Source organism: Duganella rhizosphaerae, from assembly GCF_040364205.1.
Classification (GTDB): Bacteria; Pseudomonadota; Gammaproteobacteria; order Burkholderiales; family Burkholderiaceae_D; genus Rugamonas; species Rugamonas rhizosphaerae.
The window spans coordinates 96,755-121,354 of the sequence record NZ_BPWK01000009.1 but is presented as its reverse complement, the minus strand read 5'-3'; the positions used below and the strand labels follow the sequence as shown (position 1 = coordinate 121,354).

The following is a 24,600-nucleotide window of genomic DNA, read 5'->3' as shown; positions in this document are numbered from 1 at the left end:
CCTTGAGAATGTGCAGGGCAATTGTCCCACCGGCACAAGCTCAATTTCTTTGATTCAAATCAAGGATTTCAGGCTTGACGGCGCGATACAGTTCGTTCGCCGTTTGGCGTTGAACTTTTATCCATGTTTGATTCATATGAAACCATCCGATATTCCCCCAGCACCCGGCCAGCGTCCGATCGAGCTGGTGTGTCCGGCCGGCAGCCTGCCGGCGCTGAAGACCGCCGTCGATCACGGCGCCGATTGCGTGTACCTGGGTTTTCGCGACGCCACCAATGCGCGCAATTTCGCCGGTCTCAACTTTGACGACGCCGCCATCGCGGCCGGCATCGCCTACGCCCACGCGCGCGGTTGCAAGGTGCTGCTGGCCTTGAACACCTACCCGCAGCCGGACACCAGCGCCCTGTGGCGCAGCGCCATCGACCGCGCCGCCGCGGCCGGCGTCGACGCCGTGATCCTGGCCGACCCCGGCCTGATGCGCTACGCCTGCGAGCACCATCCGGCGCTGCGCCTGCATCTGTCGGTGCAGGGCTCGGCCACCAGCGCCGAGGCGATCAACTTCTACCACCAGCACTTCGGCATCGCCCGCGCGGTGCTGCCGCGCGTGCTGTCGCTGGCCCAGGTCGAGCATGTGGTGCGCAATACCAATGTCGAGATCGAAGTGTTCGGCTTCGGCAGCCTGTGCGTGATGGTCGAGGGCCGCTGCGCGCTGTCGTCCTATGTGACGGGCGAATCGCCCAACACCCACGGCGTCTGTTCGCCGGCCAAGGCGGTGCGCTGGCAGCAGAGCGCGCGCGGCCTGGAGTCGCGCCTGAACGGCGTGATGATCGACCGCTACACGCCGCAGGAAAACGCCAGCTATCCCACGCTGTGCAAGGGGCGCTTCGAGGTCGACGACGAGACCTACTACGCGGTCGAGGAGCCGACCAGCCTGAACACCCTGGAACTGCTGCCGCAGCTGCTGGAGATGGGCGTGCGCGCGGTCAAGATCGAAGGCCGCCAGCGCAGCCCGGCCTATGTTGCGCAGGTCACGCGCGTGTGGCGCGAGGCGCTCGACCAGTGCCTGGGCAACGCCGCGCGCTACTCGGTCAAGCCGGGCTGGATGTCGGAACTGAACACCCTGGCGGAGGGGCAGCAGCACACGCTGGGCGCTTATCACCGTTCGTGGAAATGAAAACTGGAGTCACCATGTTGAAACTAGCCTTAGGGCCGCTGCTGTACTACTGGCCACGCGCCCAAGTGATGGAATTTTATGAAGAGATCGCCGCCACGCCGGTCGACATCGTCTACCTCGGCGAGACGGTGTGCTCGCGCCGCCACGAGCTGCGCAGCGCCGACTGGCTGGCGGTCGCCGACATGCTGGCGGCGCGCGGCAAGCAGGTGGTGCTGTCGTCGCTGGCGCTGATCGAGTCCAGCGCCGACCTTGGCGCCCAGCGCCGGCTGGCGGCCAACCGCCACTACCGGGTCGAGGCCAACGACATGGCCGCCGTGCACCTGCTGTCCGGCCAGGGCGGCTTCGTTGCCGGCCCGCACCTGAACATCTACAACCCGCCGACCCTGGCGCTGCTGCACGAGCTGGGCGCGCGGCGCTGGGTGATGCCGCTGGAGATGGGCCGCGCCGGCCTGGGCCACATGCAGCGGCAACGGCCGGACGGCATGGAAACCGAGGTGTTCGCCTTCGGCCGCATGCCGCTGGCGTTTTCGGCGCGCTGCTTCACCGCGCGCAACCGCAACCTGCCCAAGGACGATTGCCGCTTCAGCTGCATCGACCATCCGGACGGCCTGATGATGCGCACCCGCGAGCAGCAGGACTTCCTGGTGCTGAACGGCATCCAGAGCCAGTCCGCTTTGGTGTACAACCTGGTGGCCGAAGTGGCGCAGATGCAGGCGCTGGGCGTCGATGTCGCAAGGCTGAGCCCGCAGTCGCAGCACATGCCGCAGATCATCGCCGCGTTCGATGCCGCGCGCGGCGGCGCCTCGGCGGCCACGCCGACGGCCAAGGCGATGGAGTCCTTGCTGCCGGCCGCCGCCTGCAACGGCTACTGGTACGGCCAGCCCGGCCAGGACTATTGGATGGAGCACGCCGCATGAATCCGGTCACCATCAATCAAGCCGGCGGCGCGCTGCCGCTGCCGGCGCCATTGGCGGCGCTGGGCCGCTTGCTGCCGGCCTATCCCGGCGCGCTGCTGTGCGTGGCCGCGCTCAACCTGGTGCTGCGTCCGCATCTGCCGGAGGATGTGCGCGCCAGCCTGCGCGGCAAGCACTTGCGCGTCTGCGTCAGCGACGCCGGCGTGGCGTTCGACTTCACCTGGCGCGGGCAAGGCTTCGCGGCCGTGCGCGCGCAGGGCGAGGCCGACCTGGAGATCGGCGCCTGCACGCGCGACTTCATCGCCCTGGCGCGGCGCGAGCTGGACCCGGACACCTTGTTCTTCTCGCGCCGCCTGTCGATGCAGGGCGATACCGAACTGGGCCTGCTGGTCAAGAACACCCTGGATGGAATCGCGTTGCCGCTGACGGAGTTGGGCAAGCAGGCCGTGACCAGCTTGCTCAACAGCCTGCCGGGCCGGCGCGCACCGGCCTGACGGCCGCGCCGCGCCCTGGTGATCTAGTGGTTGCGGCGCACGCTGAAGCGGGGGAACAGCGGCTCGATACGTTGCAGCAGCTCGTCCCCCGGATAGCCGGCGACCGCGCTGGTCAACAGCGCCTGGTCCTGGCAGCCGGTGGCGCGGAATTCCTGCAGCACGTAATGCTCGACACCGAGCGCCGACAGGGCCCGCGCCAGCGCCACCAGCTGCGTGGGCGGCAGCTGCGCCGGATGCACGGTGGTGCGGCATTCATAGGCGACGCCGCTGGCCTGCACGGCGGCAATGCTGGCCCGGACCGGATCGCCGCTGCCTGGTACGCCGGTCACGACGGGGTATAGCGAGAACGGCGCCTTGACGTCGAGTCCCACCCAGTCCAGCAAGGGCAGCACGCTGGCCAGCCGGTCGGGGTAGATGCCGGCCGTTTCCAGCCCGACCCGGTATCCCAGCGCGCGCACCTGGGCGATGGCCTCGCCCAGCGCCGGGTCCATGGTGGCCTCGCCGCCGCAGAACACCACCGCGTCCAGCAAGCCCACGCGCCGCGCCAGCGCGGACAGGATGGCGTCCCACGGCAGTGGACTGGCGCCGGTGCGCGGCTGCAGATGCGGGTTGTGGCAATAGCCGCAGCGCCACGGGCAGCCCTGCACGAACACCACGGCCGATAGCAGGCCGGGATATTCGGTGGCGCTGAACGGCGTGTAGCCGCCGACCTTGAGCGTGGCGGCGCCCATGTCAGCGGCTGGCGTTGACGGCGGCTTCGCTGAAGAATTTGCGTTCATGGAATTCCCCCTGCTTGCCGATGTTGAAGGAGGCCAGCGGGCGGTGATAGCCCATGACGCGGGTCCAGATTTCGCAAGGCTGGCGTTCGGCGTTGTCCAGTTCGGCGATGGTGGTTTGCGGCAGAGTGTTCATGTCAGTTCCTTGGTTGAGTTAAATTCCGTCATTCCCGCGAAAGCGGGAATCCATACTGAGTCTGTTTTCGCGGCGTTCTATGGGTTCCCGCTTTCGCGGGAACGACGCGGGTAATCAGGCGCTGGCGGCCTGTTTGCGCGCCAGCAGGTCGGCGTCGCATTTCGGGCAGTAAGGGTGGCTGCCGTTCAGGTAGCCGTGCTTGGGGCAGATCGAGAAGGTCGGCGTGACCGTGATGTAGGGCAGACGGAAGCGGCTCAGCGCGCGCTTCACCAGCGAGCGGCAGGCATCGGCGCTGGTCAGCGCTTCCGTCATGTACAGGTGCAGCACGGTGCCGCCGGTGTACTTGCGCTGCAATTCGTCCTGCTGCTCCAGCGCCTCGAACGGATCGTCGGTATAGCCGACCGGCAGCTGCGACGAGTTGGTGTAGTAGGGCATCTCCGCCGTGCCCGCCTGGCGAATGGCCGGATAGCGCTTGCGGTCTTCCTTGGCGAAGCGGTAGGTCGTGCCCTCGGCCGGCGTGGCTTCGAGGTTGTACATGTGGCCGGTCTCGGCCTGGAACTCGACCATGCGCGCGCGCACGTGGTCGAGCAGGCGCAGCGCCAGCGCGCGGCCCCAGTCGCTGGTGATGTCGTGCTCTCCGCTGGGATCGAAATTGCGCACCATTTCGTTGATGCCGTTCACGCCCAGGGTGGAGAAGTGGTTGCGCAGCGTGCCCAGGTAGCGCTTGGTGTACGGGAACAGGCCGTTGTCCATGTGGCGCTGGATCACCTTGCGCTTGATCTCCAGGCTGTCGCGGCCCAGTTCCAGCAGCCGGTCCAGCGCCGCCAGCAGGCCGGCCTCGTCGCCGCGGTGCAGATAGCCGAGGCGGGCGCAGTTGATGGTCACCACGCCCAGCGAACCGGTCTGCTCGGCCGAACCGAACAGGCCGTTGCCGCGCTTGAGCAGCTCGCGCAGGTCGAGCTGCAGGCGGCAGCACATCGACCGTATCATGTTCGGCTTGAGCTCGGAGTTGATGAAGTTCTGGAAGTAGGGCAGGCCGTAGCGCGCCGTCATCTCGAACAGGCGTTCGGCGTTCGGGCTGTCCCAGTCGAAATCCTCGGTGATGTTGTAGGTCGGGATGGGGAAGGTGAAGGCGCGGCCCTTGGCGTCGCCGGTCATCATGATCTCGATGTAGGCGCGGTTGATCAGGTCCATCTCGGCCTGCAATTCTCCGTAGGCGAACGGCATGTCCTCGCCGGCGATGCGGGGGATTTGTTCGCGCAGGTCTTCCGGGCAGACCCAGTCGAAGGTCAGGTTGGTGAACGGCGTCTGCGTGCCCCAGCGCGACGGCACGTTGAGGTTGTAGATCAGCTCCTGCATGTATTGCTTGACCTCGTCGTAGCCGAGGCGGTCCTTGCGCACGAACGGCGCCATGTAGGTGTCGAAGGAGCTGAAGGCTTGCGCGCCGGCCCATTCGTTTTGCAGCGTGCCGAGGAAGTTGACGATCTGCCCGATCGCGCTCGACATGTGGCGCGGCGGACTGGACTCCACCTTGCCCGGCACGCCGTTCAAGCCTTCGTTGAGCAGGGTGCGCAGCGACCAGCCGGCGCAGTAGCCGGCCAGCATGTCGAGGTCGTGGATGTGCAGGTCGGCCTCGCGGTGGGCCGCGCCGATGGCGGGCGGGTAGACGTGGCTGAGCCAGTAGTTGGCGATGACCTTGCCCGAGACGTTGAGGATCAGCCCGCCCAGCGAATAGCCCTGGTTGGCGTTGGCGTTGACGCGCCAGTCCTGGCGCTCCAGGTATTCGTTGATGGAGGCGGCAACGTCGACCAGCGCGTGGCGGTCCTGGCGCAGCGTGGCGTGCTGTTCGCGGTAGACCACGTAACTGCGCAAGGTCTGGCGGTAGCCGGCGTCGTACAGCACGCGTTCGGCGGTGTCCTGTATCAGTTCGACCGTCAGCCGGTCCTCCTGGCGCAGCGACGACAGGTGCAGTAGCGCGCACTCGGCCAGGTGGCGCGCCTCGGGCAGGTCGAACTCGCCGCTGGCGCGGCCGGCCTTCAATAAGGCGGCTTCGATCTTGGCCGACGTGAAGGCTTGCTCGCTGCCGTCGCGCTTGATGATCTGGGTGTGAATTAATCTTTGCATGCGTGCTCCTTGATCCCATATCTAGTTGGTTTTAATAGGTTAAGCACTAGATATGGTGTCGTCAATGAAAGTCAGAGCGACTTTGCAATTCCTTGATCTGGATTGCCTTTGTGCCTGTGCCAGTGATTTTGTATCGCGTGCCGATACTCGAAATATCGGTATCCGTTCACTTGATGTAACCTATGTAATCCGGTCTCGCTGCCATGGCAAGTGCGGAGGTTTTACATGACCAAGAAAATTAATGAGAATAACTAGATGGCCTTTACTTTTTCTACAGAGACACCAGACGCTACCGCGTTTAAAGCGCTTTATGACACCACTGGTTGGGGACCGCTCGAACGGAGCGACGAATTTTATGGAGCGTCGTTGCAGGCATCGTGGGCTTCATTTGCCGCATATGATGCAGACCAGTTGATGGGGTTCGCTCGCGTCATTTCGGATGGCAAGCTCCATGCCTTCATTACGGAGATGATTGTCCATCCTGACTATCAGCGCCGCGGTCTGGGCGAGGAATTGATTAACGCATTGGTTGCGCGGTGTCGGGCTGCGGGGATTCATGACATCCAGCTGTTCTGCGCCAAGGGCAAGGCTGATTTCTATGTACATTGTGGGTTTGCCAGGCGGCCAGACGACGCGCCAGGCATGCAACATCGGAACGACCATTTAATGGAGAATCAAAATGACACGAGTTCGAGTTGAAAGTTTCACGATTTCTATAGACGGCTATGGGGCCGGGCCGAATCAGGATCTCAATGAACCGCTCGGCGTGGGTGGGAAGGAGCTACACCAGTGGTTCATTCCAACCCGCACGTTCCAGCAGGCCCATGGTGCCGGCGATGGCACGACCGGTGTCGACGACGATTTTGCCGCACGGGGATTCAAGAACATCGGCGCTTGGATTTTGGGGCGGAACATGTTCGGACCGGTTCGCGGGCCCTGGCCCGATCTGAGTTGGAATGGCTGGTGGGGCGATAACCCGCCGTACCACGTCCCGGTTTTTGTCTTGACCCATCATGCTCGTCCATCTATCCAGATGGAAGGCGGCACGACGTTCCACTTCGTCACGGGCGGCATACACGAAGCGCTGGAGCTGGCCCGCGAAGCCGCGAACGGCAAGGACGTGCGCATTGGCGGCGGGGCCGACGTGATCCGACAGTATCTTCAAGAGGGGCTTATCGACGAACTGCATATCGCGATCTCGCCGATTCTGCTGGGCAGTGGTGAGCGTTTGTTCGAGGGCGCGGACCTGCGGGCTCTGGGATATGAGTGCGTCGAGTACGTGGGAACGGAGAAGGCGACCCATGTCGTGCTCCGGCGCCGTTGAGTTGGGATAGCGGAAAATTTGTGAATGCGTTAAAGTCAATGTCGCCATTTTGATAATAGTTGTTTGACGAATGGTTCCGGCCCGACCGGATCGGGGGCGTCAGGCGTGGCGCCCGTTCCAGGCAGAGATTACATCACTCACAAGGAAGTATTTCATGTCGAACCTTCAAAAGATAGGCGCGTTTTTCGAAGCATATGCAAGCAAGAATGTCGCTGCGGTCAGCGACGTCATGGCGGAAGACATCGTCTGGCGTATTCCAGGCCATCACCCCCTCGCCGGCGAGAAGCACGGTATCAAAGAGGTGCTGGCTTTCTTCGATCAGCTTGGGAAAGCTGAATTTCAGGCCGAACCATTCGCGATCGCAGAGCAAGGCGACTACGTCATCGATCACCACCGGGGATGGAGCACCGCCGGCAGTGGCCTCGACTTGACCTGGTGCCTGGTCTTTAGATTCGAGCATGGGAAAATCAAGGAAGTGACCAATTTCTGCTCGGACCAGCACAAGGCCGATCTGTTCTTCCACGAACATTACCGGCTCAAGGCGATCCCCGAACGGTTGGCCGAGTAAAATTCCTTACCGGATCAACGCAGCCACCCGCTTGACGAACACCGGATCCGGCTCGGCATCGAGCCGGGTGCTGTCCACCTGCACCGTGCCTTGGGCGTCGAGCAGGGCGATGCGGGTGGTGTGGTTGATTTCGCCGTTCTCCAGCCGCCGATACTTGATGTTCAACGTGGCCGCCAGTGCGCGCGTCTGGCTGTCGCCGTCGGCTGTCACCAAGCGGAACTGCGCCGGATCGAGCTGGTGCATCTTCAGCAGGCCGGACAGCGAGGCCGGTGTGTCATGGTGCGGATCGAGACTGATCATCAGCACCCGCAAGCGCTTGCCATCCGGCCCCAGCGCGGCCACCGTGCGCTTGAGCGTCTCGATGATCACCGGGCAGGCCGCATGGCAGTCGCCGTAGAACATGGTGACCAGCACCGGCGTGCCCGCCATGTCGTGCAAGGCGAAGTGCTGGCCGGTTGCGTCGGTCAGCGTGGCGTCGAGGCGGTAGATGGAGTTGCCGGGCAGCGCGGCGGCCAGAGCCGTCCAGGCGCACAGCGGGAGCAGCAGCGCGGCGGCCAGGACGGCGCGGCGCAGGGAGAAAATATAGTTCATGGCTTGCTTTCTTGAATTTGGGGGGCGGGATCGCGCGCACAGCGGAATCCCAAGTTGGCGCCGTCCTGCCGCGCTTCCATCGCGGACAGCAGGGCCAAGCGCATCAGCACGGCGTAGTTGCGGCGGTCGGCCAGCGACACCGCGGCGCCGCCGCAATAATCGAGCAGTTTTTGATCGCCGCTGGCGCGGCTGTCGGCATTGACGAACAGGCCGCTGTAGTCTTCGACCCACTCCCACACCAGCCCGTGCAGGTCGTGGATGCCGTAGTAGTTGGCATGGCCGGTCGCCACGCTGTGCGGCGGCTGCTTGCCGGCGTCGGCATACCAGCCGAGGATGTGGGCCAGCCAGGCCGGATCGTCGCGGGCGTCGGGCCGGTGCTCGTCGGCGGCGGCCGCGAACTCCCATTCGTACCAGCGTGGCAGGCGGCCGCCTTCGGAGGCGCAATATGCCTGCGCGGCGAACCAGCCCACATGGACCACCGGCGCGTCGGCGGCCAGCGGCGCGTGGTCGGTGGCGTCGCGCCAGCCGGACAGATAGGTCGGCGCGGCCAGCAGCGCCGGCGCCTGTCCGCGTTGCCAGGCGGGCGTGCGCTGCACGAAGTCGGCATACTCGGCGTTGGTGACCAGCCGGCTGCGCAGCAGGTAGGGCGCCACCAGCGCCGGCGCGTCCACGCCGTCGGCCGGCAGCACGCTGCGCAGCGTGCCGCCGGCGATGGCGACGTAGCCGGCGTCGGCAGCGTTGGCGCCGCCGGCCGACACCGCCAGCGCCGCCAGTGTCAGCAGCATTGGCAGTACCGGCAGCATGGGCAGCATCGGCAGCAAGCCGCCGGACGCAGCGCGCGGCTTCATGGCTGGCGCGACTTGCGCATGTCGCGCACCTGGGCCGGCGTGACCGCAGGCGTGCCTTTGTTCATCTCGACGCCGACATAGTTGATGACGGCGGCGATGTCGTCGTCGCTCAGGTCCTGCGGCGGCATGACGCCGTTGTAGTGCTCGCCATTGACGACGATCTCGCCGTTGCGCCCGTTGAGCACGATGTGCGCCATCTCATACGGCCGCTGCTGGAAGAAGTCGGAATTGGCCAGCGGCGGGAACACGCCGGCGACGCCCTTGCCGTCCGCCTGATGGCAGGCCGAGCAGTTGCTGTCGTAGACCGCCTTGCCGCGCAGTTGCTGGGCGCGGTCGACGCCCGCCACGGCGGGCTTGGCGGCCGGCGGCGCGGCCTTGGCTGCGGCCGGCGCGGCCGTGCCGGCCAGCGCCTTCTTCACGCCCTTGCCGTAGATTTCCGGCCGCTCCGGTCCGCTGACTGCCAGCAGGCCGATGGCGCCCTTGTTGAACGCGCGCGTCAGCGAATGGTCGACCAGGGTCAGGTTGCCCGGCACGCGCGGGACGAATTCGACGATGGTCGAGCCGCCGGCCGGCACCATCGTGGTCTGCACGTTTTCCTGGTACTTGCTGCCGCCCTCGGTGTACACGCGGTCGAAGATGGCGCCGATGATGTGGAAGCTGGACGTGATGTTGGGACCGCCGACGCCGAAGTACAAGCGTACCTTCTCGTTGGCCTTGGCGGTCAGCGCGTTGTTGCCGGTCAGCGCGCCGTCGGCGCCGTTGAACAGCACGTAGGTCGGTTTCTCATCAATGGCCTTCTGCATGTCGAAGCCCTGCACGCCGGGCGCGCGGTAGGCGCCGCTGGTGTAGAAGTCGCCCTGCATCACATAGTATTCGCGGTCGACCGGCGCCATGCCTTCCTTGGGCTCGACCAGGATCATGCCGTACATGCCGTTGGCCACGTGCATGCCGACCGGCGCGGTGGCGCAGTGGTACACGTACAACCCCGGCGCCAGCGCCTTGAAGGTGAAGCTGGCCTCGTTGCCGGGCGCGATCAGGGTCTGCGCGGCGCCGCCGCCGGGGCCGGTCACGGCGTGCAGGTCGATATTGTGGGGCAGCTTGTTGTCCGGCAGGTTGAGCAGGTGCAGCTCGACGGTGTCGCCTTCGCGCACCCGTATCATCTTGCCCGGCACCGTGCCGCCGAAGGTCCAGAAGGTGTAGCGGCTGCCGGGCGCGATCTCGCGTTCGACTTCCTCCACCGTCAGGTTGACCACCACCTTGGCCGGGGTCTTGCGGGTGATCGGCGGCGGCAGCAGCGGCGGCGCCAGCAGTTCCTGGGTGATGGTGGGCAGGGCCGGCTCGGCCGGGGTGGCCGCCGTGGCCGGGATCATGGCGAGTACGGCGCTGGCAAGGCCGGCCGCGACCAGTTTCAATTGCGTTTTCATTGTTATGTCGCCTTGTAGTTGTGGAGCGCACTCGGTGATGAGTGCGTGCCCATGCTAGGGGAAGCAAACAGCAAAGTCCTTGACCTGGATTATTGATTTCGAGAATCAGTGCGCGGTGACCAGGAAGTCGATGATGATCTGGCCGGGCACGCGCGACACGTAGGCCGCCTGGACGCGCGGCCCGTAGCGGTGCTGGATCTGGGCCAGCAATGGCACGGGATCGTGGTCGTTACAGAAGCGCATGATCTCGCCGGGATTGAGCGCGTCGAGCGCGCCGAAGATGGCCGCGTGGCGCATGCGGCGGGCGACGCCGCGGGCGTCGAAGGGATAGATGCCGTCCGGGATGGCTGGCTGGGAACAATCGTGGGACATGGTGAACTCCTTGTGTGGTAGAGCAGGGCGGAATACCCCGCATGCTTTAGTCATACGCTGGCGCTTCCACTTAGGGGTCTGACCCCGTTTGGGGTCAGACCCCGCGTGGCCGTGCGGGGTGAGCACGATCAGGCGCGGTCGGCGGCGACGGCCGCCAGGCGAGTCTTGCCGCGCGCGGTCAACAGGCGCCAGGCGAACAGCGCCAGGAACAGCGTGCCGATGGCGAACACCACGTCACCCGGCACGCGCATCCAGACCAGGGTTTCCATCAGCTTCGAATGGATCACCTCCGGCGAACGCGCGAACCACATGCCGGTGCTGACGCTGGCCCAGGCCTGGTAGATGCCGGCCGGTACCAGCGAGATGAACACCATCATCGCCAGGCCGATGTTCAGGCACCAGAACATGACTTTGAGCAGCGCGTCGGACCAGGCCAGGCGGTCGCTCAGGCCGCGCAGGCAGAACAGCAGCAAGCCGATGCCCAGCATGCCGTACACGCCGAACAGCGCGGCATGGCCGTGGGCCGCCGTCATGTTCAGGCCCTGCATGTAGTACAGCGCGATCGGGGTGTTGATCGAGAAGCCCAGCAGACCGGCGCCGATGGTGTTCCAGAAGCCGACCGCGATGAAGCACAGGATCGACCACTTGTAGGTCTGCACCCAGGGCGCGGCCTTGGAGCGCTGGTAGTTGCGCCAGGCTTCGACGCCGATCATCGACAGCGGCACCACTTCCAGCGCCGAGAACATGGCGCCGATGGCGATCACGAAGGTCGGCGTGCCGGTGAAGTACAGGTGGTGCAGCGTGCCGAGGATGCCGCCGAACAGGAACACGATGGTCTCGAGCACGATGGCGCTGTTGGCGGTGGACGCGCGGATCAGGCCCAGGCGGGTGAACAGCAGCGCGATCACGGCGGTGGCGAACACCTCAAAGAAGCCCTCGACCCACAGGTGCACCAACCACCAGCGCCAGTACTCGATCATCGAGTAGTGGGTGTGACGGCCCCAGGTCAGCGAGGTGGCGTAGAAGCCGCCGATGCACAGCGCGGCCAGGAACACCATCATGATCAGGCCCCGGCTTTCCGATTTCCTGACCAGCGCCGGCCACAGCGCGCGGCCCAGCAGCAGCACCCAGAACAGCAGGCCGACGAACAGCAGCACCTGCCAGATGCGACCCATGCTGGTGAACTCCAGCCCCTGGTTGCCGATCCAGAAGGCGAAGGCCGTGCCCTTGTGTTGCAGCGAACCGATCCAGCCCATCGCGGTCGAGCCGACCACGATGAACAGCAGCGCGTAGAACAGCAGGTTCACGCCCAGCTTCTGGAATTTGGGCTCGTGGCCGGAGATGGCCGGCGCGATGTACAGGCCGGTGGCCAGCCAGGCGGTGGCGATCCACAGCACGGCGAACTGGGTGTGGATGGTGCGGCTGACCACGAACGGCAGGATCTGCGCCAGCGGATAACCGAAGAAGCTCTGTCCCTCGACCGCGTAGTGGGCGGTGACGACGCCCATGCCCACCTGCGCCAGGATCAGGCCGATGACGACGAAGAAGTATTTCTTGGTCGCCTGCATCGACGGCGTCGGCTTCAGGTTGAACAGCGGATCGGTCTTCGGCGGCACCGGATCGGCTTCCTCCTTGGCGGTCGAATGCACCATCACCATGGCGGCGATGGCGCCTATCATCAGGATGATGCTGGCGATCGACCAGATGCCGGCGCCGGCGCTGGGACGGTTGTCGATCAGCGGCTCGTGCGGCCAGTTGCTGGTGTAGCTCAGGTCGACGGCGCCGGGACGGTCGGTGGCGGCCGCCCAGGCCGACCAGAACACGAAGGCCGGCAAGGCCTTCAGGTCGTCCTGGTCGGTCAGCGAATTGGCGTTCATCGCATATTGTTCGCGCAGGTGGTCGAGCGCGCGGTCGTCGCCGAACAGGCCGGTGTAGTGGCGCGCCACTTCGCGCACGGCGGCGGCGCGGTCGGCCGACAGCGTGATGCTGCCCCTGGCCGCGTCATAAGTGTTGTGGCGCATTTCTTCCTTCAGGCGGGCGTTCAGCGCCGCCTGGTTGGCCTTGCTGAGGTCGTCGAAGCGGGCGCCGAACTCGCGCTGGGCCCAGATCTGGCGCAGCGCCAGCGCTTCGCGGTGCAGCCAGTCGGCCGACCAGTCGGGGGCGACATAGCTGCCGTGGCCCCAGACGGTGCCGAGCTGCTGGCCGCCGGCCGACAGCCAGGCTTGCTGGCCGCGGTCGACCTGGCCTTCGTCGAACAGCACGGCGCCGTCGACACTGATGATTTGTTTGGGTATGGGCGGCGCGGTCAGGTAGATCTCCGCGCCCACCCAGCCGAGGACGGCGAAGGAGAGGGCGCAGATGACGGCGAGCCAGGTCCAGAGCTTGCGTGTGGCGTGCATGGCATGGTTCCTTAAGTTGGCTGGTTGGGATGGAGCGCGAAGCGGTGATGACCGGATCGACGAGGCCGATTCTAGGCGCGGCGCTTAAACATGTATATTCGATCCCTGTTTTTCTTGATGCAGGTTATGAACAAATATTTTGGATGCATGAATAATGGCGCTGCCGTCTCCACTGGAGCAAAAACCGGAGCCAACCATGCGCCTGACCGCCTTCACCGACTACACGCTGCGCACGCTGATCTACCTGGCGGGCCAGCAAGACCGGCTGGTGACCATCGCCGAAATCGCCGAACGCCACGGCATGTCCAGGCACCACCTGACCAAGGTGGTGTACCAGCTGGGATTGACGGGGGTGATACGCACCGTGCGCGGACGGCACGGCGGCATTGCGCTGGCGCGCGCGGCGGCGGCGATCCGCATCGGCGAGGTGGTGCGCAGCAGCGAGCCGGATTTTTACATGGCCGACTGCTTCGACGCCCGCCAGGCCAGCTGCGTGCACGCCGGGCGCTGCTGCGTGCAGGGCATGCTGGGGCAGGCGGTGCACGCCTACCTGACGGCGCTGGACGCGGTCACGCTGGCCGACTTGGCGTGCCCGGCCGAGCCGGCGCCTACCTGAGCAGGATGATGTCGTTGCGCACGTCGAAGGTGTGGTCGAACAGGATTTCGCACGCGCACTCGCCGGTTTCCACCACGTTGGCGGAGTCGACGATGCCGCCCAGCTGGCGCGCCGCCTGGATCGGGTCGCCGCCGGTCGGGGTATGGTCCAGCGACTGGGTCACCACCACCACCGCCCATTTGCCGTCCGGCTCGTTCAGCGGCAAGGTGAAGCTGCCGGTGTAGTAGGTCGACACGCCTTTCCAGCGGTCGATATCGATGCGGCGCTTGTCGACGCACACTTCGGCCAGATAGCCTTCGCCTTCGCCTTCGCCTTCGCCGGCGTCGAGCACCACGCGGACGATCTCGGGACCGCTCAGCGCGATGGTCTGCACCACGCCGCCGCCGCCGGAGGCGTCGGCCTGGTCGACCGTGCTGTTGTTTGCGCTGATGGCCGTGGCGTGGATCGTCGTCCCACAGTGGAACACCTTCAGCTCGACGTGGGTGCTGGGCGGGCAGGCGAAGGCCAGCGGGCGCCCCGGCAGCCGCAGCGCGGTGACGCCGGACGGATTGCCCGGGCCGGGATCGAGCAGCACCGAGGAATCCTCGCCGATGAAGACGAACGGCGCCGCGACGATGGGGAAGTTCACCTGCGCCATGCCGGCCACCTGATGCGAGAAACCATGCAGGCAGACCGTGCTGCGCTGGCCGTCGAGGTCGCCGTCGATACGGGCGCAGACGACATCCCGGTGCAGCACGCGCTGCACCACGCGGCCGGGGTCGGCGATCGGGAAACTGTGCGCGACGACGAAGCGTTCCGGATTGCGCTCGCCGGCGCCGGTCCAGATCTGCGCGCAGATGCGCACCGCGTCGCCGCCGGCATACACGTCGCGGTCGGTGAACACGCGCTTGCCGATCAGCACGTGCTCGTTGGGCCGCTCCTGCGCCACCGACGCGGCGCTGGCGCCGGCGCTGGTCACCCTGCTGTAGTCCCAGCGCGTGGAGGTGCTCCAGTAGCGACCCGGGAAGGGGATGCGCGGCACGTCGGCCTCCAGGTGGATCTGCTCGCGGCTGGTGGTCACGCCCGGCGCCGGCACGGGCGTGGTGCGCTGGCCCCAGCGGCTCGGGTCCTCGGCGTCGGAGGCGGCGGCCGCCACCCAGGCGGCCGCGGCGGCGGTGGTCAGGATGCCGGTCAGCGGCGACGGCGCGGTCCAGAAAAACAGGTGCGACAGCGGCCCGCCGCAGGCCAGCCACTCGACCGCGCCGCCCACGTAGTCGGACACCGGCGTGTACGGCTGGATGGCGTCGTGGCCGGTGTCGCTGCCGTAGACGTGGGCGTTGGACAAGGCCATCGCCGCGCCGCTGGAGGTGTCGAAGCAGATGCCGCCCAGCGTGCCGTAGCCGGTCGGGAAGGACATGAAGCTGCCGAGGATGGCGGTCGAGGTGCCGCCGACCAGCGGGTCTTCCTCGTTGTCGCCGCGATTGCCGGTCGGGCGGTGGTTGTCGGGGCAGGCCGTGCGCCGCGCCAGGGTCCAGGGCAGCACGTCGGTCTGGTAGCCTTCCACCGAGGCGGCGACCGGCGTGCTGCCCAGCTGGCGGATGTCGGCCTCGGAGGCGAGCTTGGCGCGCACGTGGTACTGCAGCGCCGCCGCCAGGGTGGTCTGTCCGCGCACCTGCTTCAAGCCATAACCAACGCAGACGATGTTCGGGTCGTGGGCCAGGCGCAGCGTTTCCGACGCGGCGGCCTGTTCGAGTGTGACCTTGCTGGCTGGGGCTGTCATGATCTCTCCTTATGCGAAACGAATCGCCATCGCGGCGAGCACGTCTTCGATCCGGCAGGCGATCGCTTCCGCGCCGTCGCCGCCGGCGTGGTTCAGGCCGATCACGGCCAGGCTGCTTTTCTGGAACCACAGCGAGCCGGAATCGCCCGGGCACGACGTGGCGGCGCCGGTTTCGTCGGTCACCATTTTCAGCTGGTTGAGGAAGAACACGGTGCTGCCATCGTCTTCCGGCCCGCGCGGCTGGACCGGCACCACCGACGCCAGCAGCGCCGTGCTGGTGCCGCTGCGGGCGCCGGACTTGAACATGCGCACCGCGTCCTGGGCCGCCGGGTCGCCCGGATGGTCGGCCAGGTTCTGGAAGATCGCGCTGATCTGGGCGTTGTTCAGTATCGTGCCCGGCGTGTCGATGTGTCCGCCGAGGGCGACGATAGGCGTGGTCGCGGCTTCGCCGGCCGCCGCGTCGAGCACCGTGAAGATCGCCGAGGTCATGCCGCGGTGGCCGTTGAGGGTGACCACGGCGGCGTCGACCGAACCGGGGTCGGTGACGGGCGGCGGGGTGGCCGGCTTGGTCTTCAGCGCATTCAGCACGGAGCGCGTCAGCGTGCCGATGACCCGGTCGTCGCTGCGGTTGACCAGGTCGGAGCCGCCGGACGCGGCCGCCGCCAGCGACAGGATGATGGCGATGATGATCAGCAGGATTTTCCACCACGGGTCCTGGAACGGAATCGGCCCATACTGTCCGGGGAACGGATGGCTGTAGTCGACGCCGTAGTCGACCACGGTCGGCCAGGCAAAGAAGCCCAGCCCCGGATCGAGCCCGCCGGTCCAGTCGCCGCCGCCGTCGTCGCCCTGGCCGCCGCCGCCGGCGCAGCAGCAGGCGACCAGCCGCCACACGGCGCACAAGTCGACGTCCTTGCCGTCGAGGAAGGCGCGCAACTGGTCGCGGGCCTTTTCCAGCGCCCGCCGGTCGCATCCGCCCAACGAGCCGGGGCCGCCGGATCCGCCGCCGCCGGACCCGCCGCCGCCGGACCCGCCGCCGCCCGTGCCGGTACCGCCGTTCCACATGCGGCGCGCCAGGTCGACCGCGCGCTTGAAGGTTTGCAGGTCCACCGTCATCTTCTTGATCGACGCCGTCATCACGCCGACGTCGCAGCGCGACACGAACGCCGAGCGGATCGGATCGAAGGTGGTGCGCGACACGGAAATCGGCGCGCGCGCGGCCTTGTTGATCAGCGCCAGTTGCTCGGCGCCCTGGTCGGTGACCATCTGCAGTTCGACCCAGTGTTTGCGCACCGTCGCCTGGGCGACGTCGACCTTGAAATAAATCATCCGCTGGTCCCACGGCGCCAGCGCGCCCGTCAGCACGCGGCCGCCCGCCATGGACTGGCCCAGCGCCTCCAGGTCGCGCACCGACCAGGCGTCGATCACGTTGACGCCGGCCGCCGCCAGCCAGGCGCGGCTGCGGTCGGTCAGGCCGACGCGGGCCGAGGCCGGCCATGGCAGCGTCCAGATGTTCTGCACCCGCACCGCCATCAGATAGCGCCCCAGCGTTGCCTCGAACACGCCCTCGGGCATCGCCTGCAAGGTGCCGGGCATGACGGCGAACGGCGGCACCGGCTGCGCCACCATGCCGAGCTTGTCAAGCCGTATCACCAGGTCGTTGAAGTCGCGGTCGCTGGCCGGCGAGGTATCGTCCTCGGACTCGACCAGCCACGAGTAGTGCACGCCGGCGATGGCCGAGGTGCCGCGCAGGAAGCTGGCTTGCCAGCCGTGCTGGCCGTCGTTGTGTTCGATCTTCAGCGTCCATGGCGCCTGCCCGTTGGCGTAGACGTCGAGCATGGCGCCGGGGTTGCCGCCGAGTGTCAGCGTGCCGCCGGCCGCGCCGCTGATGACGACGCGCTGGTCCCAGCTGGCGTCGCGGCTGCTGACGCCGATCCGCCAGTCGCCTGTAAAAGTCAACTCCGTCACATCTGCCATCTCAGCCTCCGTTGAGGGACCGCTCTCACTATGCCCGGGGCTTGAAGTATGGTCGCGAAGGTGGAGCAAGACAACGCGCGCACCGCTGGTTTGACCAGTTGCTTGAGCGGGATCAGCTTCTGGTCAACCTGGCTGATCCCTCTAGTTCTTTTGGACTAGGGCGCTAGCCTGATTGCCTTGTCCGGCTGGCCGTCCTGCCGATAGCCGGACCGGGCCGCAGCGCTTAACCTGATGCCATCCCCATGTCCGTCAGGAGATTGAAAGTGTCTAACAATAACAAGGCCGTCCAGGTGCTCGTCAGCAGCACCCTGTCGTTCACGATCTGCTTCGCGATCTGGATGATGTTCGCCGTGCTGGGCATCCCCATCAAGAAGATGCTCGGCCTGAATGAAACCGAATTCGGCCTGCTGGCCGCCATGCCCGTGCTCAGCGGCTCACTGGTGCGCGTGCCGCTCGGCATCTGGTGCGACAAATACGGCGGCCGCATCGTGTTCTTCCTGCTGATGCTGTCGACCGTGCCGGCCATCTACCTGGTCGGCCTGGCCACCGCCTACTGGCAGTTCCTGGTGCTGGGCCTGTTCATCGGCCTGGCCGGCGGTTCGTTCTCGGTCGGCACGCCGTATGTGGCGCGCTGGTTCTCGCGCGAGCGGCGCGGCCTGGCGATGGGCATCTTCGGCGCCGGCAATTCCGGCTCGGCGCTGACCAAGTTCGTCGCGCCGGCCATCATCGCCGGCTGGGGCTGGCAAATGCTGCCCACCGTGTACGCCGTCGCCATGCTGGTTACGGCGCTGCTGTTCTGGGTGTTCTCGGCCACCGACCCGTCGCACCAGAGCGGCGCCAGCGTGCCGTTCGCCGAGCAGCTCAAGGTGCTCAAGGACCGCCGCGTATGGCGCTACTGCCAGTACTACTCGGTGGTGTTCGGCGGCTACGTCGGCCTGGCGCTGTGGATGACCAAATACTACGTCGGCGAATACGGCTTCGACCTGCGCCTGGCGGCATTGCTGGCGGCCTGCTTCTCGCTGCCGGGCGGCGTGCTGCGCGCGCTGGGCGGCTGGATCGCCGACCGCTACGGCGCCTACAAGGTCACCTGGTGGGTGATGTGGGTGTGCTGGGTTTGCTTCTTCCTGCTGTCCTATCCGCCCACCGCGATGATCGTCAAGACCACCCATGGCGACCTGCAGCTGCAACTGGCGCTGACGCCGTGGATGTTCACCGCGCTGCTGTTCGTGGTCGGCACCGCGATGGCGATCGGCAAGGCCTCGGTCTTCAAGTTCATCGGCGACGACTTCAGCGACAACATCGGCGCCGTGTCCGGCGTGGTCGGCCTGGCCGGCGGCCTGGGCGGCTTCGTGCTGCCGATCATGTTCGGCGCCTTGCTGGACCTGACCGGCGTGCGCTCCAGCGCCTTCATGCTGTTGTACGGCACGGTCTGCGTGTCGCTGATCTGGATGCATTACTCGTTCCGCCCCGCTGCGGCGCCGCAGCCGCTGGCCGGCGCGCTCGCCGCCTAAGCCAAAACCCTACTAGGAGAAAATGATGAGCAAATACATGATTAACACGTGGGAGCCGGAGAGCCCCGCGTTCTGGGGCAGCGGCGGCAGCAACACCGCCAACCGCAACCTGTGGATCTCGATTCCCGCGCTGGCGCTGGCGTTTGCCGTGTGGATGGTGTGGAGCGTGGTGGTGGTCAACCTGCCGGCCATCGGCTTCCAGTACAGCACCAACCAGCTGTTCTGGCTGACGGCCTTGCCCGGCCTGTCCGGCGCCACCTTGCGGATTTTCTATTCCTTCATGGTGCCGATTTTCGGCGGCCGCAAGTGGACCACCATCTCCACCGCCTCGCTGCTGATCCCGGCGATCGGCATCGGCTTCGCGGTGCAGGACGTCACCACCGGCTATCCGACCATGCTGGTGCTGGCGCTGCTGTGCGGCTTCGGCGGCGGCAATTTCGCCTCGTCGATGGCCAACATCAGCTTCTTCTTTCCGAAAGCGCAGAAGGGCTACGCGCTCGGCATGAACGCCGGCCTGGGCAACCTGGGCGTGTCGGCGGTGCAGTTCGTGGTGCCGCTGGTGATCACCGCCGGCGTGTTCGGCAGCCTGGGCGGCGATCCGCAAAGCGCCACCAAGGCCGGCCACACCACCACGCTGTGGTTGCAGAACGCCGGCTTCATCTGGGTGCCCTTCATCGTCGTCAGCAGCCTGCTGGCGTGGTTCGGCATGAACGACCTGGCCTCGGCCAAGGCCTCCTTCGCCGACCAGGCGGTGATCTTCAAGCGCAAGCACAACTGGCTGATGTGCTGGCTCTACACCGGCACCTTCGGCTCCTTCATCGGTTACTCGGCCGGCTTCCCGCTGCTGATCAAGACCCAGTTCCCGGACATCAATCCGCTGCAATACGCCTTCCTCGGCCCCCTGGTCGGCGCGCTGGCGCGCGTGGCCGGCGGCATCATCTCCGACAAGCTGGGCGGCGCCCGCGTCACCGTCTGGACCTTCGCCGTCATGATCGCCGCGGTGTTCGGCGTCATCACCTTCCTGCCGCACGGCGGCACCGGCGGCAGCTTCAACGGCTTCTTCTGGATGTTCATGCTGCTGTTCGCCGGCACCGGCGTCGGCAACGCCTCGACCTTCCGCATGATCCCGGTGATCTTCCTGACCGAGCGCCAGCGCGCCGCCGCCGGCAAGCCAGCCGCCGTGCAGCAGCAAGCCATCGTCGAGGCCAACAAGGAGGGCGCTGCCGTGCTGGGTTTCACCTCGGCGGTCGCGGCCTATGGCGCCTTCTTCATCCCCAAGAGCTACGGCACCTCGATCGCCATGACCGGCGGCCCGGACGCCGCGCTGTGGTGTTTCATCACGTTCTACGTCAGTTGCATCGCCATCACCTGGTGGTGCTACGCCCGCAAGAACGCGGCCATGCCTTGCTGAACGGAGCCACGACCATGCCATCCGCCCGTGTGATAGCGCTGACCCCATCGGTTGAATTCGACGCCGCGCTGGTGCGCAAGCTGAACCAGATGGGGCCGCGCTACACTTCCTATCCGACCGCCGACCGCTTCGACGGCGGCTTCGGCGCCGCGCAGTACCGGGCCGCCGTGGCCGGCGTCGATCCGGCGGCGCCGCTGTCGCTGTATGTGCACATCCCGTTCTGCGCGTCGCTGTGCTATTACTGCGGCTGCAACAAGATCATCACCCAGGACCGCCACAAGGCGGTCGAGTACCTGGGCTACCTGTACCGCGAGATCGCGCTGCAGGGCGGGGTGCTGGGCAGCCGGCGGCGGGTCGACCAGCTGCACTTCGGCGGCGGCACGCCGACCTACCTCAGCGACGAACAGATGGACGCGCTGCTGGCCACGCTGCGCGGCCAGTTCGACTTCGCGCCGGACGAGGAGGGCGAATTCTCGATCGAGGTCGATCCGCGCACCGTCACGCCGGCGCGCATCGCCACGCTGCGAAAGCAGGGCTTCAACCGCATCAGCCTGGGCATCCAGGACTTCGATCCGGCGGTGCAGCAGGCGGTCAACCGCATCCAGTCCTATGAAGAGACGATGGAAGTGCTGCAGGCCGCGCGCGACTGCGGCTTCCGCTCCATCAGCGTCGACCTGATCTACGGCCTGCCGCTGCAAAGCGTGGCCAGCTTCGGGCCGACCCTGGACAAGATCGTCGCCGCCCGGCCGGACCGCGTCGCCATCTACAACTACGCCCACATGCCGCAGCTGTTCAAGTCGCAGCGCCTGATCAACAGCGTCGACCTGCCGAGTGCGGAAACCAAGCTGGCCATGCTGGGCCTGTGCATCGAGCGCCTGACGGCGGCCGGCTATGTCTACATCGGCATGGACCACTTCGCGCTGCCTGAGGACGACCTGGCGCGCAGCCAGCGCGAGGGCAAGTTGCAGCGCAACTTCCAGGGCTATTCCACCCATGCCGACGCGCCGATGGTGGCGCTGGGCGTATCGGCCATCAGCGCGGTCGGCGCCAGCTACAGCCAGAACGAGAAGATCCTGTCCGCCTACTACGAGCGGCTGGACCGGGGCGAGCTGCCGATCGCGCGCGGCATCGTGCTGAGCGCGGACGATCTGCTGCGGCGGGCCGTGATCGGCCAGCTGATGTGCGACTTCGAGCTGGACTACGCCAGCCTGCCGCTGCCGGACGGCATCGCCACCGCCGACTATTTCGCCGACGCGCTGGAACGGCTGAAGCCACTGGAGGAGCAAGGCTTGCTGTGCATAGGCAGAAAGGGCTTGCGGGTGAAGATGCGCGGACGCCTGTTGATACGCAATATCTGCATGGCCTTCGACAGCTATCTGCATGCGCCGCCGGTGGAAGGTCCGCAGCCGACGCGGTATTCGCGCACCATCTGAAGGGCTGATCATGGAAAAAAACAAAATCAAGGTGCAAACCTTTCTGGCGCGGGTGCCGCTGTTCAATTCCATGGGGCCGGAAGAACTGTCGCGCATCGCGCTCGGCACCACCGAAGTGCGGGTCGAGCGGGGCGGCATGATCTTCCAGCGCGGCGACCCGTGCGTGGGCTTCCACCAGGTGCTGTATGGCCAGGTCAAGCTGGCGTTCACCTCGTTGGCCGGCGGCGAGAAGGTGATCGAGCTGATCGGGCCGGGCCAGAGTTTCGGCGAAGCGCTGATGTTCATGGGCAGTCCCTACATCGTCTCGGCCCAGGCCACCGAGGACACGCTGCTGCTGCACGTGGCCAAGCCGGCGATCTACCGCGAAATCCACAACGACCCCGAATTCGCCTGCAAGATGCTGGCCGGCCTGAGCCAGCGCATGCACGGCCTGATGTGCGACATGGAGTCGTTCTCGCTGCGCTCCGGCACCCAGCGGGTGGCCGGTTACCTGCTCAAGGAATTGCACGAGGACGAAGGGGGACTGCTGACGCTGCCCGTCACCAAGGCGGTGCTGGCCTCGCGGCTGAACCTGACGCCCGAGCATTTCTCGCGCATCCTGGCCGAGTTGTGCACGCAGCAGCTGATCACCTTCAAGGGCCGCAAGGTCACCGTACTCGACGTGCCGGCGCTGCGGCGCTGCGCCGCCTGAGAGGCAACTATGCAAGACATCGAAAAATTCGTCAGCGGTTTCAGCCGTTTTCAACAGCAGTATTTCAACAACGACGAGAGCCCCTACGGCAGCTTGCGCGCCGGCCAGCGCCCGCGCACCTTGCTGATCGGCTGTTGCGATTCGCGGGTCGATCCGGTGCTGCTGACCGGCAGCGATCCGGGCGACATCTTCGTGGTGCGCAATATCGCCAACCTGGTGCCGCCGTGCACGCCGACGGCGTCGGCCGGGGTCAGCTCGGCGATCGAGTTCGCCGTCTGCGAGCTGGAGGTGGAACGGGTGATCGTGTTGGGCCACGCCGGCTGCGGCGGCATCCGCGCGCTGCTGGCGCCGCGTCCGGCGCAGCGCGAGACCGATTTTGTCGGCCAGTGGATGCGCATCGCCGAGCCGGTGGCGCAGCGCGTGCGGCGCGACCTGGCGCATCGCGGCAGCGCCGAGCAGCACCACGCCTGCGAACTGGCCAGCATCCTGCTGTCGCTGGACAACCTGCTGACCTACCCGTGGCTCAAGCGCCGCGTCGACGAGGGCAAGCTCAAGCTGCACGGCTGGTACTTCGACTTGCAGAGCGGGGCGTTGATGGCGTACTCGCCGCGCCGCCAGCAATTCCTGCCGCTGGTCTGCCCGCTGACCGCGCGCGAAGCCATAACTGCCTAAAAACACTGGGGTCAAGTCTGACATTCGGACACGGCCTCTGCCGTATCGGTCGCTAGGGCAGAGGTCGTGTCCGAATGTCAGACTTGACCCCATCTTCGCCATCTTCGTTGACCCCATCTTCTGGGGCGGCTGGTGGCTGGTCTTGCGCATTGAGCCCGAAGCTTTCCCAACCCTCGCCGAACAGTTCGTATGGATGCTGGCTGCGGTCCGAGCCGTTGCCGCAGATCATGGCGTTGGCCGGGCAGTAGCGGTCGCAGCCCCAGCAGATCAGCTCGGGCTTCGACGGGCGCAGCGGAAAGATCTTGGCCATCTCAGGCGTAGCTCATCAGATCGCCCTGGCGGTCGAACGCCAGGAAACGCTCCATCTGCCCTTGCTGGATCGCGCTCAGCATCTTGTTCAAGGCGGCGTCGGTCTGCTGCGGGTCGGGCAGGCGTCCCTCCGTGCCGGACAGGGTGGTGATCAGCAGCACATCCCAGGCCTGGCCCATGCCTTGCGCCTCGTCGGCCAGGTTTTTGAACGTGTCCAGTTCACCGACCTGCTTGTCCACGCACATGACCGGCACCAGCGTGCTGCGCGCTGTTGCACCGGGCTGCGCGTCCGGATCCGGCTCGGCCACGGCAAAGGCCAGCAGCAGGCGTTGCGGCTGCGGCTGCAGGGCGGCGGCGATCAGTAATTCTTCAAATGTGGCGATATTCATATGATTCCTCGGTAGTCGGTGATCCAGCCTGTATGTATAACCCGCTGCGGCGCGACCGCCTATTGCCATGAATGACTAGCCCGGCTAGTTCCTTTGCCGTAGGCGGGGCCCGAAAAGCCATGACCCAGGTCATGGACCGGCGCGTCGGCCGCGACGAATAATGGTCGCGCGACCCAGGCTGGGGCCGCGTCGAAAGGAGATCTTATGCGTATCAACCTGAACTATCGTCCCGCATGCCGCTTGGTGTTGGCATTGCTCACCGCAGCCGCCACCGGCGCCCTGTGGCACAACTATGGACCTGCGTATGACGCGGCGTGGGCGTTGCCGCCCGATGCGCGCTGCGACGCGCCGGCCGATCATCCCGGCGGCCAGATCGCCGGCCAGATCCGCTATGACAGCGGGCTGGTGCTGCGCTACTGCAGCCTGGACGCCATGTTCGCCCAGCTGGCGGCGATGGAGCAGCCTGGCCTGGTGCGCAATGTGTACGTGCGCGGCGGCGACGGCCGCTGGCTGGCGGCGCAGCGCCTGCTGCCGCGAGCAGCGAACTAGTCACTTCGGCTTAGTCCGCCTAGTCCTTCTCGCGCCGCGCGGCCACCATCATGCCGATTCCCACCAGGCTCTGCGCTGCTTAGACTGCAATCATCGTCGAGTCCATGCATGTTGCATGCGACCGCATGCCCGGCAGACG

The 24,600-nt window shown here is 66.2% G+C and carries 25 protein-coding genes; 13 read left to right on the top strand and 12 right to left on the bottom strand.

Features of this window, described 5'->3' with window-relative positions; all coding sequences use genetic code 11:
• Window positions 1-136 precede the first annotated feature (136 nt).
• Genes ubiU through ubiT form a run of 3 tightly spaced genes read left to right on the top strand, consistent with a single transcriptional unit; the run spans window position 137 to window position 2,582 of the window.
• The gene (gene ubiU / locus RUGAMON1_RS20030; RefSeq protein WP_445232183.1) at window positions 137-1,174 is read left to right on the top strand and encodes a ubiquinone anaerobic biosynthesis protein UbiU; all 1,038 of its coding nucleotides are present in this window, start codon (window positions 137-139) and stop codon (window positions 1,172-1,174) included.
• A 14-nt stretch (window positions 1,175-1,188) separates the two neighbouring features.
• Window positions 1,189-2,091, top strand: coding sequence for a ubiquinone anaerobic biosynthesis protein UbiV (gene ubiV, locus RUGAMON1_RS20025; RefSeq protein ID WP_445232182.1), 903 nt, complete (start codon window positions 1,189-1,191; stop codon window positions 2,089-2,091).
• Window positions 2,088-2,582, top strand: a complete 495-nt coding sequence (gene ubiT, locus RUGAMON1_RS20020; protein WP_445232181.1) for a ubiquinone anaerobic biosynthesis accessory factor UbiT — start codon at window positions 2,088-2,090, stop codon at window positions 2,580-2,582. Before ubiV ends, ubiT begins: the two co-directional genes overlap by 4 nt.
• A 23-nt stretch (window positions 2,583-2,605) precedes the next feature.
• Here ubiT and RUGAMON1_RS20015 read toward each other — a convergent pair whose 3' ends face one another.
• The 3 genes from RUGAMON1_RS20015 to RUGAMON1_RS20005 form a co-directional block, all read right to left on the bottom strand.
• Window positions 2,606-3,313: an anaerobic ribonucleoside-triphosphate reductase activating protein gene (locus RUGAMON1_RS20015; RefSeq protein WP_445232296.1), complete on the bottom strand. Its 708-nt coding sequence runs from the start codon at window positions 3,311-3,313 to the stop codon at window positions 2,606-2,608.
• Window position 3,314: 1 nt separating this feature from the next.
• Window positions 3,315-3,494: an anaerobic ribonucleoside-triphosphate reductase gene (nrdD, locus tag RUGAMON1_RS20010; protein WP_445232180.1), complete on the bottom strand. Its 180-nt coding sequence runs from the start codon at window positions 3,492-3,494 to the stop codon at window positions 3,315-3,317.
• A 114-nt stretch (window positions 3,495-3,608) separates the two neighbouring features.
• A complete protein-coding gene (locus tag RUGAMON1_RS20005; protein ID WP_445232179.1) occupies window positions 3,609-5,618 on the bottom strand; it encodes a ribonucleoside triphosphate reductase in 2,010 nt (669 codons plus the stop codon).
• Window positions 5,619-5,873: 255 nt separating this feature from the next.
• Between RUGAMON1_RS20005 and RUGAMON1_RS20000 the strand changes: the two genes are divergently transcribed.
• The 3 genes from RUGAMON1_RS20000 (at window position 5,874) to RUGAMON1_RS19990 (ending at window position 7,510) form a co-directional block, all read left to right on the top strand.
• The gene (locus RUGAMON1_RS20000; protein WP_445232178.1) at window positions 5,874-6,317 is read left to right on the top strand and encodes a GNAT family N-acetyltransferase; all 444 of its coding nucleotides are present in this window, start codon (window positions 5,874-5,876) and stop codon (window positions 6,315-6,317) included.
• Window positions 6,298-6,942, top strand: a complete 645-nt coding sequence (locus RUGAMON1_RS19995) for a dihydrofolate reductase family protein (protein ID WP_445232177.1) — start codon at window positions 6,298-6,300, stop codon at window positions 6,940-6,942. Before RUGAMON1_RS20000 ends, RUGAMON1_RS19995 begins: the two co-directional genes overlap by 20 nt.
• A 154-nt stretch (window positions 6,943-7,096) precedes the next feature.
• Complete coding sequence (locus RUGAMON1_RS19990; protein WP_445232176.1) at window positions 7,097-7,510, top strand: nuclear transport factor 2 family protein; 414 nt, start codon at window positions 7,097-7,099, stop codon at window positions 7,508-7,510.
• A gap of 6 nt (window positions 7,511-7,516) precedes the next feature.
• Here the strand turns inward: RUGAMON1_RS19990 and RUGAMON1_RS19985 are convergent, their stop codons facing one another.
• From RUGAMON1_RS19985 to RUGAMON1_RS19965, 5 genes are all read right to left on the bottom strand, one after another.
• On the bottom strand, window positions 7,517-8,101 hold the full coding sequence (locus RUGAMON1_RS19985; RefSeq protein ID WP_445232175.1) for an SCO family protein: 585 nt from the start codon (window positions 8,099-8,101) through the stop codon (window positions 7,517-7,519).
• Window positions 8,098-8,949, bottom strand: coding sequence for a formylglycine-generating enzyme family protein (locus RUGAMON1_RS19980; protein WP_445232174.1), 852 nt, complete (start codon window positions 8,947-8,949; stop codon window positions 8,098-8,100). Before RUGAMON1_RS19980 ends, RUGAMON1_RS19985 begins: the two co-directional genes overlap by 4 nt.
• Entirely contained in the window at window positions 8,946-10,373 is a 1,428-nt protein-coding gene (gene nirK, locus RUGAMON1_RS19975) for a copper-containing nitrite reductase (RefSeq protein WP_445232173.1), read from the bottom strand. Before nirK ends, RUGAMON1_RS19980 begins: the two co-directional genes overlap by 4 nt.
• 105 nt (window positions 10,374-10,478) lie before the next feature.
• On the bottom strand, window positions 10,479-10,745 hold the full coding sequence (locus RUGAMON1_RS19970; RefSeq protein ID WP_445232172.1) for a DUF2249 domain-containing protein: 267 nt from the start codon (window positions 10,743-10,745) through the stop codon (window positions 10,479-10,481).
• 128 nt (window positions 10,746-10,873) lie between these two features.
• Complete coding sequence (locus RUGAMON1_RS19965; protein WP_445232171.1) at window positions 10,874-13,144, bottom strand: nitric-oxide reductase large subunit; 2,271 nt, start codon at window positions 13,142-13,144, stop codon at window positions 10,874-10,876.
• Window positions 13,145-13,340: 196 nt separating this feature from the next.
• Between RUGAMON1_RS19965 and RUGAMON1_RS19960 the strand changes: the two genes are divergently transcribed.
• Window positions 13,341-13,760 (top strand): Rrf2 family transcriptional regulator, encoded by a 420-nt coding sequence (locus RUGAMON1_RS19960; protein ID WP_445232170.1) that lies wholly within the window; start codon window positions 13,341-13,343, stop codon window positions 13,758-13,760.
• On the opposite strand, the gene RUGAMON1_RS19955 is transcribed toward RUGAMON1_RS19960, so the two are convergent.
• Together RUGAMON1_RS19955 and RUGAMON1_RS19950 are read right to left on the bottom strand one after the other, a co-directional pair.
• Window positions 13,753-15,519, bottom strand: coding sequence for a hypothetical protein (locus tag RUGAMON1_RS19955; RefSeq protein WP_445232169.1), 1,767 nt, complete (start codon window positions 15,517-15,519; stop codon window positions 13,753-13,755). The genes RUGAMON1_RS19960 and RUGAMON1_RS19955 overlap by 8 nt on opposite strands.
• A gap of 9 nt (window positions 15,520-15,528) precedes the next feature.
• Window positions 15,529-17,496 carry a hypothetical protein gene (locus tag RUGAMON1_RS19950; RefSeq protein ID WP_445232168.1) on the bottom strand — a complete coding sequence of 656 codons (1,968 nt, stop codon included), beginning with the start codon at window positions 17,494-17,496 and terminating at the stop codon, window positions 15,529-15,531.
• A 242-nt stretch (window positions 17,497-17,738) separates the two neighbouring features.
• Here RUGAMON1_RS19950 and RUGAMON1_RS19945 point away from each other — a divergent pair, with 242 nt between their 5' ends.
• Genes RUGAMON1_RS19945 through RUGAMON1_RS19925 form a run of 5 tightly spaced genes read left to right on the top strand, consistent with a single transcriptional unit; the run spans window position 17,739 to window position 23,214 of the window.
• Window positions 17,739-19,007 (top strand): MFS transporter, encoded by a 1,269-nt coding sequence (locus RUGAMON1_RS19945; protein ID WP_445232167.1) that lies wholly within the window; start codon window positions 17,739-17,741, stop codon window positions 19,005-19,007.
• A 25-nt stretch (window positions 19,008-19,032) separates the two neighbouring features.
• On the top strand, window positions 19,033-20,418 hold the full coding sequence (locus RUGAMON1_RS19940; protein WP_445232295.1) for a NarK family nitrate/nitrite MFS transporter: 1,386 nt from the start codon (window positions 19,033-19,035) through the stop codon (window positions 20,416-20,418).
• Window positions 20,419-20,432: 14 nt separating this feature from the next.
• The gene (gene hemN, locus RUGAMON1_RS19935; protein ID WP_445232166.1) at window positions 20,433-21,851 is read left to right on the top strand and encodes an oxygen-independent coproporphyrinogen III oxidase; all 1,419 of its coding nucleotides are present in this window, start codon (window positions 20,433-20,435) and stop codon (window positions 21,849-21,851) included.
• Between the two features lie 10 nt (window positions 21,852-21,861).
• A complete protein-coding gene (locus RUGAMON1_RS19930; RefSeq protein ID WP_445232165.1) occupies window positions 21,862-22,542 on the top strand; it encodes a Crp/Fnr family transcriptional regulator in 681 nt (226 codons plus the stop codon).
• A 9-nt stretch (window positions 22,543-22,551) separates the two neighbouring features.
• Window positions 22,552-23,214 (top strand): carbonic anhydrase, encoded by a 663-nt coding sequence (locus RUGAMON1_RS19925; protein WP_445232164.1) that lies wholly within the window; start codon window positions 22,552-22,554, stop codon window positions 23,212-23,214.
• Window positions 23,215-23,266: 52 nt separating this feature from the next.
• On the opposite strand, the gene RUGAMON1_RS19920 is transcribed toward RUGAMON1_RS19925, so the two are convergent.
• The gene (locus RUGAMON1_RS19920) at window positions 23,267-23,524 is read right to left on the bottom strand and encodes a DUF3079 domain-containing protein (RefSeq protein WP_445232163.1); all 258 of its coding nucleotides are present in this window, start codon (window positions 23,522-23,524) and stop codon (window positions 23,267-23,269) included.
• 1 nt (window position 23,525) lies between these two features.
• Window positions 23,526-23,912, bottom strand: a complete 387-nt coding sequence (locus tag RUGAMON1_RS19915) for a hypothetical protein (RefSeq protein ID WP_445232162.1) — start codon at window positions 23,910-23,912, stop codon at window positions 23,526-23,528.
• A 204-nt stretch (window positions 23,913-24,116) separates the two neighbouring features.
• On the opposite strand from RUGAMON1_RS19915, the gene RUGAMON1_RS19910 reads away from it, so the two are divergent.
• Window positions 24,117-24,461 (top strand): hypothetical protein, encoded by a 345-nt coding sequence (locus RUGAMON1_RS19910; protein ID WP_445232161.1) that lies wholly within the window; start codon window positions 24,117-24,119, stop codon window positions 24,459-24,461.
• Window positions 24,462-24,600: the final 139 nt, after the last annotated feature.

Excerpts from the sequence above, each read along its gene's own strand:
- ubiU (WP_445232183.1), top strand. The coding sequence starts at position 137 with ATGAAACCATCCGATATTCCCCCAGCACCCGGCCAGCGTCCGATCGAG.
- ubiV (WP_445232182.1), top strand. The coding sequence starts at position 1,189 with ATGTTGAAACTAGCCTTAGGGCCGCTGCTGTACTACTGGCCACGCGCC.
- ubiT (WP_445232181.1), top strand. The coding sequence starts at position 2,088 with ATGAATCCGGTCACCATCAATCAAGCCGGCGGCGCGCTGCCGCTGCCG.
- RUGAMON1_RS20015 (WP_445232296.1), bottom strand. The coding sequence starts at position 3,313 with ATGGGCGCCGCCACGCTCAAGGTCGGCGGCTACACGCCGTTCAGCGCC.
- nrdD (WP_445232180.1), bottom strand. The coding sequence starts at position 3,494 with ATGAACACTCTGCCGCAAACCACCATCGCCGAACTGGACAACGCCGAA.
- RUGAMON1_RS20005 (WP_445232179.1), bottom strand. The coding sequence starts at position 5,618 with ATGCAAAGATTAATTCACACCCAGATCATCAAGCGCGACGGCAGCGAG.
- RUGAMON1_RS20000 (WP_445232178.1), top strand. The coding sequence starts at position 5,874 with ATGGCCTTTACTTTTTCTACAGAGACACCAGACGCTACCGCGTTTAAA.
- RUGAMON1_RS19995 (WP_445232177.1), top strand. The coding sequence starts at position 6,298 with ATGACACGAGTTCGAGTTGAAAGTTTCACGATTTCTATAGACGGCTAT.
- RUGAMON1_RS19990 (WP_445232176.1), top strand. The coding sequence starts at position 7,097 with ATGTCGAACCTTCAAAAGATAGGCGCGTTTTTCGAAGCATATGCAAGC.
- RUGAMON1_RS19985 (WP_445232175.1), bottom strand. The coding sequence starts at position 8,101 with ATGAACTATATTTTCTCCCTGCGCCGCGCCGTCCTGGCCGCCGCGCTG.
- RUGAMON1_RS19980 (WP_445232174.1), bottom strand. The coding sequence starts at position 8,949 with ATGAAGCCGCGCGCTGCGTCCGGCGGCTTGCTGCCGATGCTGCCCATG.
- nirK (WP_445232173.1), bottom strand. The coding sequence starts at position 10,373 with ATGAAAACGCAATTGAAACTGGTCGCGGCCGGCCTTGCCAGCGCCGTA.
- RUGAMON1_RS19970 (WP_445232172.1), bottom strand. The coding sequence starts at position 10,745 with ATGTCCCACGATTGTTCCCAGCCAGCCATCCCGGACGGCATCTATCCC.
- RUGAMON1_RS19965 (WP_445232171.1), bottom strand. The coding sequence starts at position 13,144 with ATGCACGCCACACGCAAGCTCTGGACCTGGCTCGCCGTCATCTGCGCC.
- RUGAMON1_RS19960 (WP_445232170.1), top strand. The coding sequence starts at position 13,341 with ATGCGCCTGACCGCCTTCACCGACTACACGCTGCGCACGCTGATCTAC.
- RUGAMON1_RS19955 (WP_445232169.1), bottom strand. The coding sequence starts at position 15,519 with ATGACAGCCCCAGCCAGCAAGGTCACACTCGAACAGGCCGCCGCGTCG.
- RUGAMON1_RS19950 (WP_445232168.1), bottom strand. The coding sequence starts at position 17,496 with ATGGCAGATGTGACGGAGTTGACTTTTACAGGCGACTGGCGGATCGGC.
- RUGAMON1_RS19945 (WP_445232167.1), top strand. The coding sequence starts at position 17,739 with ATGTCCGTCAGGAGATTGAAAGTGTCTAACAATAACAAGGCCGTCCAG.
- RUGAMON1_RS19940 (WP_445232295.1), top strand. The coding sequence starts at position 19,033 with ATGAGCAAATACATGATTAACACGTGGGAGCCGGAGAGCCCCGCGTTC.
- hemN (WP_445232166.1), top strand. The coding sequence starts at position 20,433 with ATGCCATCCGCCCGTGTGATAGCGCTGACCCCATCGGTTGAATTCGAC.
- RUGAMON1_RS19930 (WP_445232165.1), top strand. The coding sequence starts at position 21,862 with ATGGAAAAAAACAAAATCAAGGTGCAAACCTTTCTGGCGCGGGTGCCG.
- RUGAMON1_RS19925 (WP_445232164.1), top strand. The coding sequence starts at position 22,552 with ATGCAAGACATCGAAAAATTCGTCAGCGGTTTCAGCCGTTTTCAACAG.
- RUGAMON1_RS19920 (WP_445232163.1), bottom strand. The coding sequence starts at position 23,524 with ATGGCCAAGATCTTTCCGCTGCGCCCGTCGAAGCCCGAGCTGATCTGC.
- RUGAMON1_RS19915 (WP_445232162.1), bottom strand. The coding sequence starts at position 23,912 with ATGAATATCGCCACATTTGAAGAATTACTGATCGCCGCCGCCCTGCAG.
- RUGAMON1_RS19910 (WP_445232161.1), top strand. The coding sequence starts at position 24,117 with ATGCGTATCAACCTGAACTATCGTCCCGCATGCCGCTTGGTGTTGGCA.